The organism is Phocaeicola sp. RTP21198st1_B8_RTP21198_201120, from assembly GCF_040929485.1.
Taxonomy (GTDB): domain Bacteria; phylum Bacteroidota; class Bacteroidia; order Bacteroidales; family Bacteroidaceae; genus Phocaeicola; species Phocaeicola dorei.
This window is the reverse complement of sequence record NZ_JBCOCI010000031.1, coordinates 1-15,883: the sequence shown is the minus strand read 5'-3', so window position 1 is coordinate 15,883 and position 15,883 is coordinate 1. Positions and strand designations below refer to the sequence as shown.

The 15,883-nt window shown below is 43.9% G+C and carries 16 protein-coding genes and 2 pseudogenes; 14 read left to right on the top strand and 4 right to left on the bottom strand.

What is annotated here, in order from left to right:
- Positions 1–34: 34 nt before the first annotated feature.
- From AB5935_RS12730 to AB5935_RS12700, 7 genes and pseudogenes are all read left to right on the top strand, one after another.
- Entirely contained in the window at positions 35–361 is a 327-nt protein-coding gene (locus AB5935_RS12730; protein WP_007834850.1) for an ArsR/SmtB family transcription factor, read from the top strand.
- 77 nt (positions 362–438) lie between these two features.
- Positions 439–888 (top strand): annotated as a pseudogene (locus AB5935_RS12725) (nitrophenyl compound nitroreductase subunit ArsF family protein).
- A gap of 6 nt (positions 889–894) precedes the next feature.
- Positions 895–1,601: pseudogene (locus AB5935_RS12720) on the top strand (aromatic aminobenezylarsenical efflux permease ArsG family transporter).
- A gap of 11 nt (positions 1,602–1,612) precedes the next feature.
- On the top strand, positions 1,613–1,849 hold the full coding sequence (locus AB5935_RS12715; protein ID WP_007834855.1) for a thioredoxin family protein: 237 nt from the start codon (positions 1,613–1,615) through the stop codon (positions 1,847–1,849).
- A gap of 9 nt (positions 1,850–1,858) precedes the next feature.
- Entirely contained in the window at positions 1,859–2,401 is a 543-nt protein-coding gene (locus AB5935_RS12710) for a permease (protein ID WP_007855093.1), read from the top strand.
- Complete coding sequence (locus AB5935_RS12705; RefSeq protein ID WP_227235914.1) at positions 2,350–2,793, top strand: hypothetical protein; 444 nt, start codon at positions 2,350–2,352, stop codon at positions 2,791–2,793. Before AB5935_RS12710 ends, AB5935_RS12705 begins: the two co-directional genes overlap by 52 nt.
- A gap of 24 nt (positions 2,794–2,817) precedes the next feature.
- On the top strand, positions 2,818–3,198 hold the full coding sequence (locus AB5935_RS12700; RefSeq protein ID WP_227235913.1) for a permease: 381 nt from the start codon (positions 2,818–2,820) through the stop codon (positions 3,196–3,198).
- Between the two features lie 206 nt (positions 3,199–3,404).
- On the opposite strand, the gene AB5935_RS12695 is transcribed toward AB5935_RS12700, so the two are convergent.
- Positions 3,405–3,794 carry a hypothetical protein gene (locus AB5935_RS12695; protein WP_178287206.1) on the bottom strand — a complete coding sequence of 130 codons (390 nt, stop codon included), beginning with the start codon at positions 3,792–3,794 and terminating at the stop codon, positions 3,405–3,407.
- A gap of 284 nt (positions 3,795–4,078) precedes the next feature.
- Between AB5935_RS12695 and AB5935_RS12690 the strand changes: the two genes are divergently transcribed.
- The 4 genes from AB5935_RS12690 (at position 4,079) to AB5935_RS12675 (ending at position 10,540) form a co-directional block, all read left to right on the top strand.
- On the top strand, positions 4,079–6,466 hold the full coding sequence (locus AB5935_RS12690; RefSeq protein WP_007834865.1) for a TonB-dependent receptor: 2,388 nt from the start codon (positions 4,079–4,081) through the stop codon (positions 6,464–6,466).
- 34 nt (positions 6,467–6,500) lie between these two features.
- Positions 6,501–7,880: a DUF4374 domain-containing protein gene (locus AB5935_RS12685; protein WP_007834866.1), complete on the top strand. Its 1,380-nt coding sequence runs from the start codon at positions 6,501–6,503 to the stop codon at positions 7,878–7,880.
- An 8-nt stretch (positions 7,881–7,888) separates the two neighbouring features.
- A complete protein-coding gene (locus tag AB5935_RS12680) occupies positions 7,889–9,028 on the top strand; it encodes a PepSY-associated TM helix domain-containing protein (RefSeq protein WP_007834868.1) in 1,140 nt (379 codons plus the stop codon).
- A gap of 1,206 nt (positions 9,029–10,234) precedes the next feature.
- A complete protein-coding gene (locus AB5935_RS12675; protein WP_007842099.1) occupies positions 10,235–10,540 on the top strand; it encodes an outer membrane beta-barrel protein in 306 nt (101 codons plus the stop codon).
- Between the two features lie 1,224 nt (positions 10,541–11,764).
- On the opposite strand, the gene AB5935_RS12670 is transcribed toward AB5935_RS12675, so the two are convergent.
- From AB5935_RS12670 to AB5935_RS12660, 3 genes are read right to left on the bottom strand one after another with little or no spacing between them, the layout of a single operon-like run.
- On the bottom strand, positions 11,765–13,402 hold the full coding sequence (locus AB5935_RS12670) for a B12-binding domain-containing radical SAM protein (RefSeq protein WP_007842101.1): 1,638 nt from the start codon (positions 13,400–13,402) through the stop codon (positions 11,765–11,767).
- A 15-nt stretch (positions 13,403–13,417) separates the two neighbouring features.
- The gene (locus AB5935_RS12665) at positions 13,418–13,939 is read right to left on the bottom strand and encodes a GNAT family N-acetyltransferase (RefSeq protein WP_038608611.1); all 522 of its coding nucleotides are present in this window, start codon (positions 13,937–13,939) and stop codon (positions 13,418–13,420) included.
- Between the two features lie 17 nt (positions 13,940–13,956).
- Positions 13,957–14,388, bottom strand: coding sequence for a GNAT family N-acetyltransferase (locus tag AB5935_RS12660; protein ID WP_008655628.1), 432 nt, complete (start codon positions 14,386–14,388; stop codon positions 13,957–13,959).
- Between the two features lie 104 nt (positions 14,389–14,492).
- Here AB5935_RS12660 and AB5935_RS12655 point away from each other — a divergent pair, with 104 nt between their 5' ends.
- The 3 genes from AB5935_RS12655 to AB5935_RS12645 form a co-directional block, all read left to right on the top strand.
- Positions 14,493–14,978, top strand: a complete 486-nt coding sequence (locus AB5935_RS12655) for a GNAT family N-acetyltransferase (RefSeq protein WP_007834888.1) — start codon at positions 14,493–14,495, stop codon at positions 14,976–14,978.
- A gap of 73 nt (positions 14,979–15,051) precedes the next feature.
- On the top strand, positions 15,052–15,408 hold the full coding sequence (locus tag AB5935_RS12650; protein WP_007834889.1) for a DUF488 domain-containing protein: 357 nt from the start codon (positions 15,052–15,054) through the stop codon (positions 15,406–15,408).
- 176 nt (positions 15,409–15,584) lie between these two features.
- The coding region (locus AB5935_RS12645) for a biotin carboxylase N-terminal domain-containing protein (protein WP_271688125.1) at positions 15,585–15,883 on the top strand (299 nt) is incomplete at its 3' end.

Sequence of the window (15,883 nt, the reverse complement as noted above, 5' to 3'; positions counted from 1 at the left end):
TTCGTATATTTGCGAACATAAAAATAAGAAGACTATGGAATCCAAGAAATATACATTGGAACAAGAGCAGATAGCCCGCTTTGCCAAAGCGATGGGGCATCCGGCAAGAATGGCTATTCTTGAATTCTTAGCCAAGCAGGATTGCTGTTTTTTCGGAGATATTCACGAAGAACTCCCCATCGCGAAAGCGACGGTTTCACAACATCTGAAAGAGTTGAAAGAAGCAGGTTTGATACAAGGAGAGATAGAAACGCCGAAAGTGAAATATTGTATCAATCGAGAGAATTGGAAAATAGCTTCGATGCTTTTTTCTAAATTCTTCGGACAATGTGTATGCAAAAAGGAGAGTTGTTGCGAATAGGGACAATTTTTTTAGGATTATTGTTCGTTGTTTTGCGAATAACAAACACAAATAACAACCAATAAAAACAAAAGCGTATGAACAGATTGATTTTAGTCTTGATTATCAGCTGCGGATTGACTGCTTGCAGTAACAATGGGACAAAGAAGAGTGCTTCTACTGATGTGGAGCAAACCCAGCCACAAAAACAGAAAGACCGTGTGGAGGTGTTGTATTTTCATAGCAAATAGCGATGCGCTACCTGCATGGCAATAGAAAAGAACGCCAAAGAAGCGGTAGAGGCAGAATTTGCTGACGAACTGAAAAACGGAACACTCGTTTTCAGAACTATCGACATTTCCGAACCGAAGAACGAAGCTATCGCCGAGAAATATGAGGTTACATGGTCTTCGCTTTTCATCAGCAAATGGAAAGCCGGCAAAGAAACGTATGAAAATCTGACCGAATATGCTTTTGCCAACGCCAGAACTGCTCCCGCCACTTTCAAGAACGGAGTAGCTGAAAAAGTCCGTACCTTATTGAAATAAAGTTCTATGGAGTGGTTACAGACATTATTGGACAGCAGCACGGCTCCTGCACTTATGGCTTTTCTTTTGGGATTGCTTACGGCGATTTCGCCCTGCCCATTGGCTACGAGTATCGCTGCTATCGGATTTATAGGTAAGGACATTGAAACCCGCCGTCGGATATTCCTCAATGGCTTACTATAACGCTCGGTCGTGTAATTATCTATACATTGCTGGGTATCGTATTGATACTAATACTCAAAGAGGGTTCAAGTCTTTTCGGTATTCAGAAGTTTATCGGCAAATACGGAGAACTCGTACTCGGCCCTGCCTTGTTATTGATAGGTTTTATTCATACTGTTCGGAGGCAAACTGAAATTACCCTCTTTCGGTTTTAAGGGAAATGGCGAGGGCTTAGCCCGTAAAGGAGGATGGGGAGCGTTTTTGCTCAGCGTGTTGTTCGCTATGGCATTTTGTCCCACCAGCGGAGTTTTCTATTTCGGCATATTGATTCCGATGTCGGCAACGACTGTTGCAGGCTATCTGCTGCCCGTCCTTTTGCCATAGCTACTGCGTTGCCGGTTTTGATTGTCGCTTGGATATTGGCATTCAGTGTACAACATATCGGCAGTTTTTACGGTAAAATGCAGACTGTACAGAAATGGCTGAACCGGATTGTCGGGAGCATATTTGCGATTATCGGTTTGTATTATTGTGTGATTATGTATTTATAAAAAACAAAAACATGGAAATCAAAGTATTGGGAACGGGTTGCGCCAAATGCAAGACAACCTATCAGACAATCGAGAAAGTAATTAGCGAGAACAATCTCGAAGACGTGAAACTTACGAAAGTAGAGGATATTGTGGAAATACTCAATTCCGGCATTATGGCCACACCTGCCGTTGTGGTGGATGGAGCCGTTAAAGTCAAGGGACACGTCCCGTCCGAAAAAGAGGTAAAACAAATACTCGGTATTTAAGGTACAGTTATGGATACTAAAAAAGAGTTGAAAATCCTCTTTTGGATGATTGTGGTTTATGCAGCCGTATTTTTCATGCCACTCGGCAATGAGAGGTTCATGACGGCTGTCGATGCAACCCTCGACCTTGCTAAATGGTATGCGCAGGAACACGTTATGTTATGTCTGCTTCCCACCTTTTTCATCGCAGGTGTGATTGCCGTTTTCGTCAGTCAGGGTTCGGTTCTCAAATATTTCGGAGCAAATGCCAAGAAGTGGTTATCCTATACGGCAGCTGCTGTTTCGGGTAGTATATTGGCAGTCTGTTCCTGCACGATTCTGCCGTTGTTTACGAGTATTTACAAACGGGGCGCAGGGTTAGGCCCTGCCATAGCCTTTCTCTATTCCGGCCCAGCCATCAGTATTTTATCCATCATTTTGACAGCCCGTATTTTGGGTGTAGAGATGGGTGTTGCACGAACGGTTGGAGCTATCGGATTCTCCGTAGTGATAGCCTTGCTATGGCATTTATTTTCCGTAAGGAAGAGAAAGCCAAACAAGAGGAACAGATGATTATTGTTCCACTGCTGGAAAGACGCCCGATGTGGCAAACCTCGTTTCACTTTTTTACATTGGTACTGATTCTCGTCTTTGTAAATTGGGGTGCGCCCTTTGCTTTAGACAAAGGTTTGTGGACTTTCATCTTCACCTATAAATGGTATATTACGGGAGTTCTTGCTCTGATGCTCTGTTGGTCGCTTGTCCGAATATTGAAATTGCGTCCATTATGGGTATGTGCCGGAGTCGTGATAACGATTGTTTCTGTTTTCCTTGCAGACGCCCTTATTGCTAAAGCCAAATTAGTACCGCTCGTTCCGATGGTTGTGGGTATGGCTTCACTTTCCATCATCTTGCTGTTTGATAAACGAAACGAGGAAAATAGAGAATGGGCATTATCATCATAGGGATTCGCCAAGCAGATATTACCCTTGTTGGCCGTCGGCGTAGTGACAGCCGGATTTCTTTTGGGTTCGACACATGATAACACGTCGATTGCCAGAGTTATTTTTAACGAGTGGATTGAATGGGCTGTCGGTGGAAATTCGCTGCTATCCAACTTCTTCGCAAGTTTCACGGGAGTGTTCATGTATTTTGCCGCCCTGACCGAAGTGCCGATTATTCAAGGGTTGTTGGCTTCAGGCATGGGAAAAGGCCCTGCGCTTGCGTTACTGCTGGCCGGCCCGTCGCTGTCGCTACCGAATATGTTGGTTATTCAAGGTGTTATGGGGACAAAGAAAACCATTGTTTATGTAGCTTTGGTTATCATCATGGCAACAATATCGGGTTTTGTATTCGGAAATTTCTTTTAAGTTTCCCGTTTATATTGTTAAACAGACACGAACAAAAATTATTGCTCGTGTCTGTTTTGTGTATTCAAATAATTGCTTTATATTTGTATTCAGAAAGAGTTATTTGACAGCATAGCAATGCAAAATGTTGAAATTCGTACAGTTGCTAAATCGTTACCTCTATTTCTCAAATAATTCGCTAAAAGTTTATTCCCCAATTGGTTAAGTTAAATCGAGAAAAATCTAAAATAAAATGTTTTATTTTCATAATTGTTGGTTTTATGGTACCAGCAAAATGGGTTTACATGCAATCCTTTTTCTATCAGATAGGTATTACGTCTCGTGATGAGACAGGTTTGTCCTTTGGACTTTGTTATCCGATGGTGATGTCGCCCGACACCGTTGCCTTGTGTTTCCCAGCCCTGAATGGTTACACCGCTGACGCTGATACCGTTTTTATTGATATTCAGTTCTATGACTAATTGCTTGTCACCTTCCAAACGCTTGATATCCTGTCCTTCGGATGTGGTCTGTGGGAGTTTGGAAAGGTTGTAGTCCTTCGTTTCATTGCCTATCTTGATTTGTTCTTCTGAATTGAGAGAAAACAAGAATAGCATGTAATTTCCCATTCAAAAAGCGGACGGAGAGTGTCGGTTTATCGGTACTCTCCGTTTGCTTTTTTATGCTATCTTCATTGTCCGTATATAGGCATTTTTCAGGTTACAAATTATGCTGCCTATACACGGTCTGTGTCTATCGGCTAAAAGAAGACTCATTAAAAATAGGTATATTTCCCGCCTGAATCGCAGCGATTATGTAAAATTTATACCTAAAAAAAGGTATTGCAGATATTTTTGATGAAAATTAATTTTACAGTCGTTTTTAATAAATAAATGAAAGAATGAATCAGGTCAAAATGGTATTAATTTTTGCCATATTATTATTTTTATCTTGTGTGAATGTAAGTGCCCAAGTAATAAAGGGAAGAGTAACCGATAGTACCACAAACGAAGCGTTAAGTTATGCCGCCGTGGAAATACGTTCTTTCGAGGATGATGTTTATATAGGAGGAAGCTCCACCAATGAAAAAGGAGAGTTTGAGTTTCATCTGAAAGGGAGGTATCCCAAAATTCGTATCACAGTTTCTTTCTTGGGATATAAGACAATACAAAAAGTATATGCCCCCGCTACGGAGTACAGTTACCTCAAATTCGAGATGCAGGAGGACTCGCAGACCTTGAACGAGGTCGTGGTGAAAGGATTGAGTCCTGCGGAAAAAGTGCAGCGGTTGGCCTATAATGTATCATTGGTGGAAACGGCCAAGTTGAAAAGCACGACGATGGACCTGTCCAATGTCATTGACAAAATCAGCGGGGTGAAAATCCGTTCCACGGGAGGCGTGGGTTCCGAAGCCAACGTCACTTTGAACGGCTTTTCCGGTCGGCATGTGAAAATCTTCATCGACGGTGTACCGATGGACGGTATGAGTTCCGCTTTCGGGCTGAACAATATTCCGGTAGGTCTCGCCAAACGTGTGGAGGTGTACAAAGGTGTCGTACCTATCGAACTGGGCGGTGACGCACTCGGCGGGGCTATCAATATCGTTACGGACAACAGCCGGTGTACCCGTGTGAACGCCTCCTATTCGTTCGGTTCGTTTAACACCCACAAAACCAATGTCTATGCGGAACATACCACAAAGAAAGGTTTTTATGTTTCTCTGAATGCCTATCAGAACTACTCGGATAACGATTATAAAGTCAATATCGACAGTTACACGAAGTTCAACGAGGATGGCAGTAACCAGGAGGTTAAAGAAAATCTCACGGTGCGCCGCTTTCATGCCAAGTATCACAACGAGGTAGCCATTCTGAAGATTGGGATAGTGGACAAAACGTTTGCCGATCGTCTGTTGTTAGGCTTCATGGGAGGTTACGAGTATAAACAGACCCAGAATGCCTCCACTATGGACTGGGTGTATGGTGCACGCTACACCACGGCCAATACGCTGATGCCGCAACTGACTTACGAAAAGAGATTCAAAGTGTTGAAGGGGCTGCACGTGTCGCTGAACGGTAACTACAACTTCGGCAAGTCCTATTCTGCCGATACGGCCAGTTGTAACTACAACTGGCTGGGTCAGAGTCAACCGAAAGGCGTACCGGGCGAGTTGTCGTACATGAAGTACCGTTACCGGGACCATAATGGGGCGGCCAACTTCCGCATGGCACTCTTTCCCGCAGACGGGCAGTCCGTGTCGCTGAGCAGTACGCTCACCACCTTCTCCCGCTCCGGCAAGGACGAAACGGCCTACAAACCCACCTATGAGCATCCATCGCAGAGTATGAAAATCGTTACCGGATTGAGTTATAAGTATGACTACAAGGGCAAGTGGAACACATCTGCCTTTGTGAAGCACTATATGAACCATCTGGAGGCCTACCTCGATCCGGAAGGCGGAATCAATTATCAGGATTTCAGCAACACCACTTCCTATTGGGGAGGAGGTTGGGCCAGTACCTACTTTTGGGGGCGGCACACACAACTGCGGTTGTCGTATGAATACGCCCTGCGTCTGCCTACCAGCCGTGAGTTGTTCGGTTCTGGCGACGACATTGAGCGAGGCAACTCCAATCTGAAACCGGAATCAAGCAATAACGTCAATATCAGTGTCACAGCCAATGCTGTGGATTTGACCGACCACCGGCTGACCATCGATGCAGCTTTTCAATACAGAGAAATCAAGGACTATATTCGCCGCACGACCAACAACGACAGTGGGCGTGCCAGTTCACAGAACGATGGTCGTGTACGCAATTTGGGTACGGACTTGAGCATCCGCTACACTTTTAAGGATGCCTTCTTCGTGGGCGGCAACTTCAGCTACATCGACATGCGGAGCTTGACCAGGTACGTGACGGGCACACAGCAGGAGAGCAAGAACTACAAAGAACGCGTACCTGCTATCCCCTATATGTATGGTAACGGAGAAGCCGGGCTTACCCTGCGCGATGTGTTTGTGAAGGGAACAGTGCTGGACATACATTATATGATGAACTATGTCCAGAAGTTCAGTTACGAGTGGAATGTGTACCAGAATGCGGAACTTGATATACCTACCCAATTCTCTCACGACCTCTTCGTCAGCTACAACTTCGGAAAAAAATCGGAGTTTACCGTATCGGCCGAGTGTACCAACATCTTCAATGCCCGCCTGTACGACAATTTCAAGATGCAGAAGCCGGGACGCGCCTTCGCTATCAAGTTCGGCTATAGCTTTATGAAGTGACCATTATATAACAATTAAAAACGATAAAGTAAAAATGAAAGACAGATTTAAATTATTCAGCATGGCTCTATGCGCATGTGCATTTGCAGCTTGTAATGACAATGAAGGAGTTGATGGACCCGGTGACGGTGACAAATCCCCCGTGCAATATGTAGTGATGAGTGCCACATCGGACGGAACGGCCAACTATTTGCAGTTGGCCAGCGACCCCACCAAAGGTACGATTGACCCGACTGAAGCGAACGGGCGTATATCTTTCGATGCAAGCAACCCAGATTTTGTCAACTACAACAACGAACTGCTGATTGGCATGAACTATCCCTCACAGGGAGGTACAGGTGGCTACTCCTATGCTTGGAAGCTCATTGACGGGCAACTAGTTCAACATGGCAATGGTATAATGCTGGATGGCGACGTGAAAGCACGCGGCTTTTTCAATGACTACTTGCTCGGTCTGTCTGACCAAGCCGAGGACAACAATCACTATACACGCGTGAAATACGTCAAGGTGACTGAGTTCAGCAGTGTGGTCGTAGATGGAAAAATAAACTGTCAGGACCACAGCAAAGAACCGGCCAGCCAGATGGGCAATGAGGCATGGGGGGTTGGTGACATAGCCCAGTACGGCGACTACGTGCTGCTGGCCTATACCACCAAACATCTGGTGCAGGATGGTAACTACACCTCAAAAGCAGCAAGCACCCGTGCGAAGGCTTCCTATGGTACAGACTTGGACAACAACTTCTATTTGGGTGTTTACAAGTTCGACCCGACAGATGCGGATAAAGAATATTTGAAATACCAAAGCATGATTGTCCGCAAGAGCGAAGACCATCCGGGAAAAGAAGCCGGACAGATCAAAGGCAATTCTAGGTCGCGCACGGAAACGGGTATCGAAGTCGTTGGTGATAAAATCTACCTGTTCTGCCAAGGCGGCAAGAACTTCCAAACGAACAGCCTAAGAGTGCCTTCTGCTGTGCTGCGCATCAGCGGTAGCAATATTCAGAGTGGCAAGCCCGTAGATATCGACAGTGATTACTACGTAGACCTAAACGATAAGACAGGCGACCGCTATTTGTGGAGATGTTACTATCTGGGTGACAACAAGTTCTGCCTGCAACTCTTCACCAACCCCGGAATGGATGGGTACACGGAAGGCACACACAAGACATTCGGCATCTTCGACGTAGAAACGCAAAATTACACGCCTGTGACCGGTATGCCTGAAGCCGGCGACATCAATGACATTGCGCTTGCTTATGCTTCTGACACGGACAAGGGTACAGTGACTTTCGAATTGATGACTACGTCGGGTGCAGTCCTGTACACCATCAACCGCAATGGCGTGGCCACGCCTGGCACGAAAGTGGAAGCTGAAGTCATCAAGGGAGCAAGTCTGTTGAAACAAAAATAGGCCTTTGTATGAATAAAGTATTCCGAAAAATACATTTATGGCTGTCTGTCCCCGTCGGGTTGATAATCACGGTTATCTGCCTTACGGGGGCGGCCCTTGTTTTCGAGCGGGACATAACGGAAAGCCTCAATCCTAAAATTTATAAGGTCGCATATACGGAAGGGGACACTCCTCTGCCGCCGTCCGAACTGGTCGCCTCTATCCGCCAGCAGGTTCCGGATTCGTTGGAATTGCTCTCCCTGCAACTGTCGGGTGAACGGGACGTCGCCTGCATGGCAACATTCAAAGGTGCGGGAAAGCGTTCGTTAAGCGTGAATCCATACACTGGAGAGGTGAACGGTTGGACCAAGAGTTACCCTTTCTTCCAGACCATGCGTAAACTGCATCGGTGGCTGATGGACCCGCCTGCCTATAAGGGGGCAAAATCTGCCGGCAAGGTTATCGTGGGTATTACTACCTTTGTAATGGTTGTTATCCTCGTTTCCGGTATTGTGATATGGATACCGCGTACCCGTAAGGCGCTGAGAAACCGTCTTGTTGTATCGTGTACGAAAGGTTGGTGGCGTTTTTGGTACGACAGTCATGTCTCGCTGGGCATATATGTTACCCTGTTTTTGCTGGTCATGGCTCTGACAGGGCTTACATGGTCGTTCCAATGGTACCGCACGGCAGCCTATGGACTGTTCGGTGTCTCGACAGCCCGTCCCGCCATGTCCGCTCCGCAACAGCAAAATAAGGATGAAAAGAAAGAAAAGGCAGAGTTCGATTATGGGATATGGGATAATGTGGTTTCCGAACTGCAGGCCCTTTATCCTTCGTATGCCTCCATTTCGCTGACGGCCGGAAAAGCACAGATAAGCAAGCCCGGTAACATGCGAAGCAGTGACACGGCGGCGTTTGATACCCAAACAGGAGAAATCACGACCGTTACGGCTTATAGCGATGTTCCCAGAGCACAGAAGATGAAAGGGTGGTTCTATGCTTTCCACACCGGGTCATGGGGCGGAATGACGACAAAGGTCCTTTATTTTCTGGCCGCTTTCATCGGAGGAATCTTGCCTTTGAGCGGTTATTATCTGTGGTTGAAAAAGAAACGTTTATCAAAGAAAAAAGTCTTTAGAACTATCTTTGAAACAAAATGTATATAAAAATCCTAACAAATGTCAGTCAGATTTTTTTATGAATAATTTCTTTCCAAAATCTAGGAGGAAGGAAAGTAGAAATAGCGTGTAATTCCTGTCGTGAAAAGAAAACGGGGAGTGGCGGTTTATCGGCACTCTCCGTTTGTTGGTATTGCCTGACGGATGCAAGTCCCGAGTGAATCCTAATAGCAGGAATCGCATAACCAATGGCAAGGGTGTCTATCGTGAGATGGCTTCTGAAAGAAGTTGGCAGCAAACATTTGGCTTGACGGACAAAAACTTCATACAAGGTATTTAATCGTGGACAAGGTTACCAAACAGACCAAAGCCTCATAGCTATTCAGAACGGTTGGTGCAAATAAAATAAGTATAAGATGAAAAGACAAGATCTTTATCCAAGGAGGTCACACAAACATGAAGGTCAGTTTTTTACGAGTCATGTAAAGTTTGCTGCAAGAAATTAGTAGAGACCATAGTACTCGAGGCATTTTACAAGTCTTTTGTAGCTAGATGTCCGAAAAGAACTCTCTATCCACACAATAGGGTGGAATCTGAAAATAAGATAGAAGTGATGCCATTTATTAAAAGGATGGCTGAAAATAACTTGTCCAACTTGGATACACCAGGTTACGGACAGTATATAATTTCCGTATTTCAACTACACTTTGTTTACCGTTCGTAACGTCCAATCTACTGGCAATATATTTTCAGAAGTCTCCGCAAACAGTGATTCTTATTATTTTTCGATGCAAAATTTTGTGTTCCAACCCACTCGAACCTTATTACAAATACTTATATCATGATATATTGATTATTAGAGTATTATTAGTTTGAATTCTCCAAAAACAAGCTATATACAAACCGAAGCTATTTACTTCGTATTAATTGCATCAAATCAAAATACAAAAATGGAACGAATAGAAAAGCAAAATTTTCTTATGCTGCAATAGGAGTTTTATTATTAGGATTGGTATCCTATGACAGTAAGAATAGTGGTCTGAATAATTAATATCATTGATAGGATGGTGGTATGAAGAAGCATATATCTTTATTAATTGCGTTAACTGGCATTATCTCGTTAAATGCGCAAGATTTCAGATTTGGAATAACGGGCGGAATGAACTTGAATTCTATCACAAATGAGAGGAACAAGGTAGATTATAATTTAAAGGCGAATATTTCTTCAAAGAAGATAAAGGGTTTTATCTTGATATGGGAGTTATGCTGACCAATAAAAATTGGGAAACACCGTATTATGCCCATATCGGAGATAAAGACAAATTGGGAAACATGTGGAGTGCAAATCTTCATTATCTTAATATACCTATTCACATAGGGTATATGATGCCTGTATCAAAAAAGATTTCGCTATTCATGAATGCCGGACCATATTGGGGAGTAGGATTGTTTGGTAAATATACGATGACATCGGGTGATAAGGATACCACTATTGCTGAAAATATCTTTAAAGATTATCTCAAAAGATTTGATTGTGGTATAGGATGGAATAGGTATTGAATGTGCAAGATGTATCAAAGGTTGTCAAAGTAAAGTCCTGTGAGGAAAGCCAAAAGATATATTGTGGTCAACCTTATATTATGGTCACCACCGGGAGCAGGATGTTTAAAAGAACTTGTGGAAAGAACAGAAGAAGGTCCTGCGAAAATCCGTGTGTAGAGAGAAAAAAATGTGTGGGTAATGGCCTTTAACTTAGAAAATAACAAGCATGGACATTTAAGCCATACTAGACGGAATAGGACTGTTACCTGAAGAAAAAATAGTATCCAAAACAGACTCACAGTTCCAATCGAGACTAAAAGTTTGTCCTGTTTCCGGGTTTCCCTAACGATGGCGCTTGACGCGTAGGTATACAGCTTTACTGCGAATAGGAAATCCGGGAAGAAACCTTTGGAATGTAGGTGCAAATGAGAATACTCTTGAGGAATGGGAGGCTTTTCTTCAAGAAAAAGAATGAAGCAAGTCTCTTGAGAAACATGGTTAACTAGGTCAAAATAATCAAGCATGTCTGCAGGAAGGAACAAGCTCAACATCTCCATAGGAGTAAGGGGGGGCATTTCTATTTCATGCCTCAAAGATAACCACTTTAACTAATTCCCCAAGTTTTCAAACTGACCCGTTTAATTTTTACCCTTGCAGACGCATCTCTTCTATCTACACCGCAGATGAAGCGACAGGGATTTTTGCATTTGATGTGCGATTTTGCGTTGCACTTACTGCATAGTCCCGTTAGAATCCGTATGCGAGGATGGTGGAATTCGATATTTTACTTGGGTGAAGAGGGCTTTTCATCTGTGTGAAGAGCCGTTGTCACTAAAGTGGAACTACTGCTTCACATAGATGGAGCAACAGTATATATCGGAAGTTAACACAATGACATCCTATTTAATTAAATGAAAGCACGGCATGTCCTGTCAGATCTAATCTGATATCTGCGGCTCTTTTACAAATAATGGGCGAATGTTCCCATCCCCATCACCTGCATACCAGTTCAGGGATATTATGGATGTTTTTTACACAGCAAATTGCTGATAATGAGTGGAATGATGTGACGGAAGGATTTTATGTTTTACGTAAGACGAAATCACCTTTTCCTTTGGTTCTTACCCGGATTACTCTTGTTGGACTCTTTCAGCCGCTTGGTTTCACTTCTATAAAGTGATACTAAATCAAAATCGAGCATCACTTTTTGAAACCAACAGCTTCTCCTGATGTAGTAACGTTTTACGTTCTTGCCTTGAATACAGGACTTGCTTTTTGTATCTCCGACTCAAAGCCAAACCAGTAGCCATGTTCTCCCTTTTCATCGGCAGGAAGGAAACACAGACGAAGGCTTTCTTTGTATTCTCCATAAATGATATTCCAAGTAGCAGGAGGAATTTGTCGTTTGGTCCATACTTTCTCGGCGGGAAGCTTTTTCAGTGACATGCCTGCCTCTATCCAGGCAATACTAGCCTGTATCTGATATTCGGGGTAGTTTTGTTTGCAGAACTCATAGAGTATCAAGCCTCGTTTTTCCAGACTCATGGGCTGGTCTATCAGATTGGCTTTTGTTAAATATGTAAGAAAACGATGGAGGAATTGTTCGTCATTCAAAATGAGTTCACGTGTCAGTGCCTGCCATGCCGGTGTGTTGTAGAATCCGTCCAACAAGCGTGAAAGCTGGCGGGCTGTCTGCAATTCACTGACATTGATCTCGTGGGTTTGTAGTACTTCGTATGGCGGCAGAGGGGAATATTTGATACCTGATTCTTCCGCCCTCCGGCGCATTTCGGTTCCGGGAAGCAGTTTGAGTGACTCCAGTTGGATTTCTCCTGCAGCATATTCGGCCAGGGTACGGACATCTTCAAATATTTCATGAAGATGATAAAGAGGCAGTCCGGCAATAAGGTCGGCATGGGTTTCCATGTTGGGTAAAGCGCACAGGAATCTCAGACCATCCAGTGCATCGGATAGTTTGCCCATCCGGCGGCTTTTCTCAAGTACAGGTTCGCGCAGGCTTTGGATGCCGGCTTCCAGATGAAGCAGTCCTTTGGGCAGCAGGCTGAGTTCTTCTTTTAACTCTTCTGACAACAGGGCGGGATGTATTTCCAGATGGAAGCGGATATCGGGATGGAATTCCAGAAAGAGTCGGAGTAGTTCTTTGGCTCTTCGAGGGTTGTAATTAAAAGTACGGTCTAATACACGTACATTTTTGATGCCATGTGCATGGATGAGTTGTAGCCTTCTGCGGATGCTTTCGATGGAAAGGGTGCGTACCGGTTTTTCACCGCCGCTGACACAGAAGGCGCAGGTGTTGAAACATCCGCGTGTTGTTTCCAGTTGGACAAAGGGTTTACTCCAGTTAAAAAAACGGCTTTGTTCAGGAGGGACGAGTCCGGCGAAATTCAGTACGCGGGCTATGCCGTTGTCTTTATATTCTTTGTAAGGAGTGAGGTAACAGAGTCCGGGCACGGTGTGCCATTGTTCCGGATGGTTCCAGCAGGTTAACCATTGTGGAAAGACTTCTTCTCCTTCTCCTCTGAAAACGCAATCCACAAATGGATTTTTGCGGAGGAATTCTTCATTGTCTCCCAGAAATTCCGGACCGCCCAGCACCAGGCAGGTTTTGGGGAGCAATGCTTTTACTCTGGAAGCGACATGTATCAGTTGCTCATGGTTGAAAAGCCAGGTGGTTGCGGCAAGGATGTCGGGTTGATGGTGGTAGATCTCGTCGACAATCATTCCTGCATTTTCGTTGATGGTGGCAGATACGATTTCCCATTCTATAGAAGGGTCTGTCATGATTTGTGCATGTAGGGCTGGCAGTGCCAATGAGGAATGGGCATATGAACTGTTCAGGTCTATCCAGAGAATCTTCATATTTCTTTTTCTTGTTTATTCGGTCGGCAAAGATAACTCTTTTTCGGTCAATGTCCGCTGGTAGGCGATGCGGGATGTGCCGTTGTGGGTATAAATGATGCCACAACGCCGGAAACCGTACTTTTTCAGGATATTCTGCATCACAAGGTTGTCGTGGTGGGTATCTACCCGGATATTGTTGCAATGCTCGAAACACCATTTGAAGCAGGCGTCAGCTATTCCCTTCTGTTTGCCGTTGGTAGCCATGCGGTGAATGACGTAATATGGTTCGTTGTTCAGCCAGTTGCCGTCATCAATGCGGGCATACGTAGGGTCCTCTCCGGGAATAAAACAGAATGTGCCTATTATTTCTCCGTTTTCATTTTCGCAAACATAGTTGGTGCAGTTGGTTATTTCTCGCAGAATCAATTCAGCGGAAGGATAACCGTTTATCCATTGATTGGGGTTGCCATGTTCTTTCATGAACTGACGGGCATAATGGAATATTTCTATAATTGCATCTAAATCTTTGGGTAATGAATGTCTGATTGTTATCATATTGAAATAGGAATGGGTTATTCTAAATTCATTCTGTACACATTGGTCTGCTTTTGTTCGAAGCCTAATTTTTGATATAGCTTGTTGGCTGTTATCCGTGTGGGGTTTGAAGTAAGCATAATAAGAGGTATGCCTTGTTCCTTCACAAACCGGACAGCGTGGGTGACCAGCTGTTTGCTGAATCCTTGTCCCCGGTATTTTTCATCCATTACGACATCTTCAATCCACGCTTTGCCGCCTGTGGGGCTGTGATAGATACCTACAGTCAGCATTCCCGCAATTTTCTGATCTGCCAGTAAGAAAAACAGATGGGTGTTCTCTTGGGATATGATCTCTTTGAGGGTTGTCTCGGTCAGTTTTACCGGGCGGTTTGTGAGCTGCTCCAGCAGTTTTTGTACTGCATTGGTGTAGGCTGGGATAAAGTCTTTTAGTTCTACTATTTCTGTCATTTTTATAGCTGAAATTAGAATCGGCTGTAAATATAGTGATTATTCTCTAGATAACTGATTATTTTTTTATATCTTGCTTACGTTTTAATAATAGATATGATATTATGATTAGACGAGTGGAACTTCAGGATGCCAAAGCCATCACGACAATATACAATGAATATGTCGAGCACAGTGTGGCTACATTTGAAACGGAACCTTTGAGAGAGGAAGATATGCGTAGCCGTATTGCCGGAATTGCCGTCCGCTTTCCCTATTTTGTGTATGAGGAAGAAGGGAAAGTAGTGGGTTATTGTTATGCCCATCTGTGGAAGGAGAGGACTGCTTACAGGTATACGTTGGAAACAACGGTCTATTTAGCTCCTGGATACGAGGGGAAGGGCATAGGCAGGGAATTAATGGAAAGATTGATTGAAGAATGTCGTAGGGATGGGTACCGTGCACTGATAGCCTGTGTCACAGAGGGCAATGCTGCCAGTGATGCTTTGCATTTGAGGCTGGGATTTAAAAAAGTTTCCCATTTTAAGAAGGTAGGATTGAAATTTGGACGATGGTTGGATGTAGTGGATTATGAGTTGCTGTTGTCCTGAATCCGCTGTCCGGAATGAACTTTTTAGGACTGTATGGAGTTATAAGCTTGTACCTAAATTAAAATAACCAACTATGACTCAAGTAAACATTAAGAGGGTTTATGATGAACCTTCTGAACAAGACGGCTATCGTGTTTTGGTAGATCGTCTGTGGCCCCGTGGCATGAAGAGGGAATATTTGAAATACGATTATTGGGCAAAAGAGGTCACTCCATCCAATGATTTAAGGAAATGGTTTCATGCGGATGTAGAAAAAAGATGGGGGGCTTTTGCGGATATGTATCAAAAAGAATTGAAAGAATCGGATGCCGCTAAAGCGTTCATTGATAAGATAAAAGCTTATTCGAAGGTAACATTACTTTACGCTTCAAAAGAACAAGAACGAAATCATGCCAACGTATTAAAACATTATTTAGACACACATTTGTAGTTTTTGTGCAAAAAACAAGTATCTTTGCAGGCAATTATGGCTCCCGCTTCTAAAAAATAGGGAGTTTTCGTTAAATAATCAATACTAATGAGAGATGCCACCCATGTAAGGTGTGTTCATGTATAATGAATGCATCTGTAATTTTGTGTGACATTTCGGGTAAAAAGAGAAAGATTATGATACAAAAGGTTCTAATTGCCAACCGTGGCGAGATAGCCGTGCGCGTTATGCGCTCTTGTAAAGAGATGGGTATCCGCACTGTGGCTGTTTTTTCGGAAGCCGACCGTACGGCGCGTCATGTGATGTATGCAGACGAAGCCTGCCTGATAGGGCCTGCCGCTTCCAAAGAAAGTTATCTGAATATAGATAATATCATTAAAGCTGCAAGGCAACATCATGCCGATGCCATTCATCCCGGTTATGGTTTTTTGTCCGAGAATGCTGATTTTGCCCGCCGATGCAAAGAGGAGGGGAT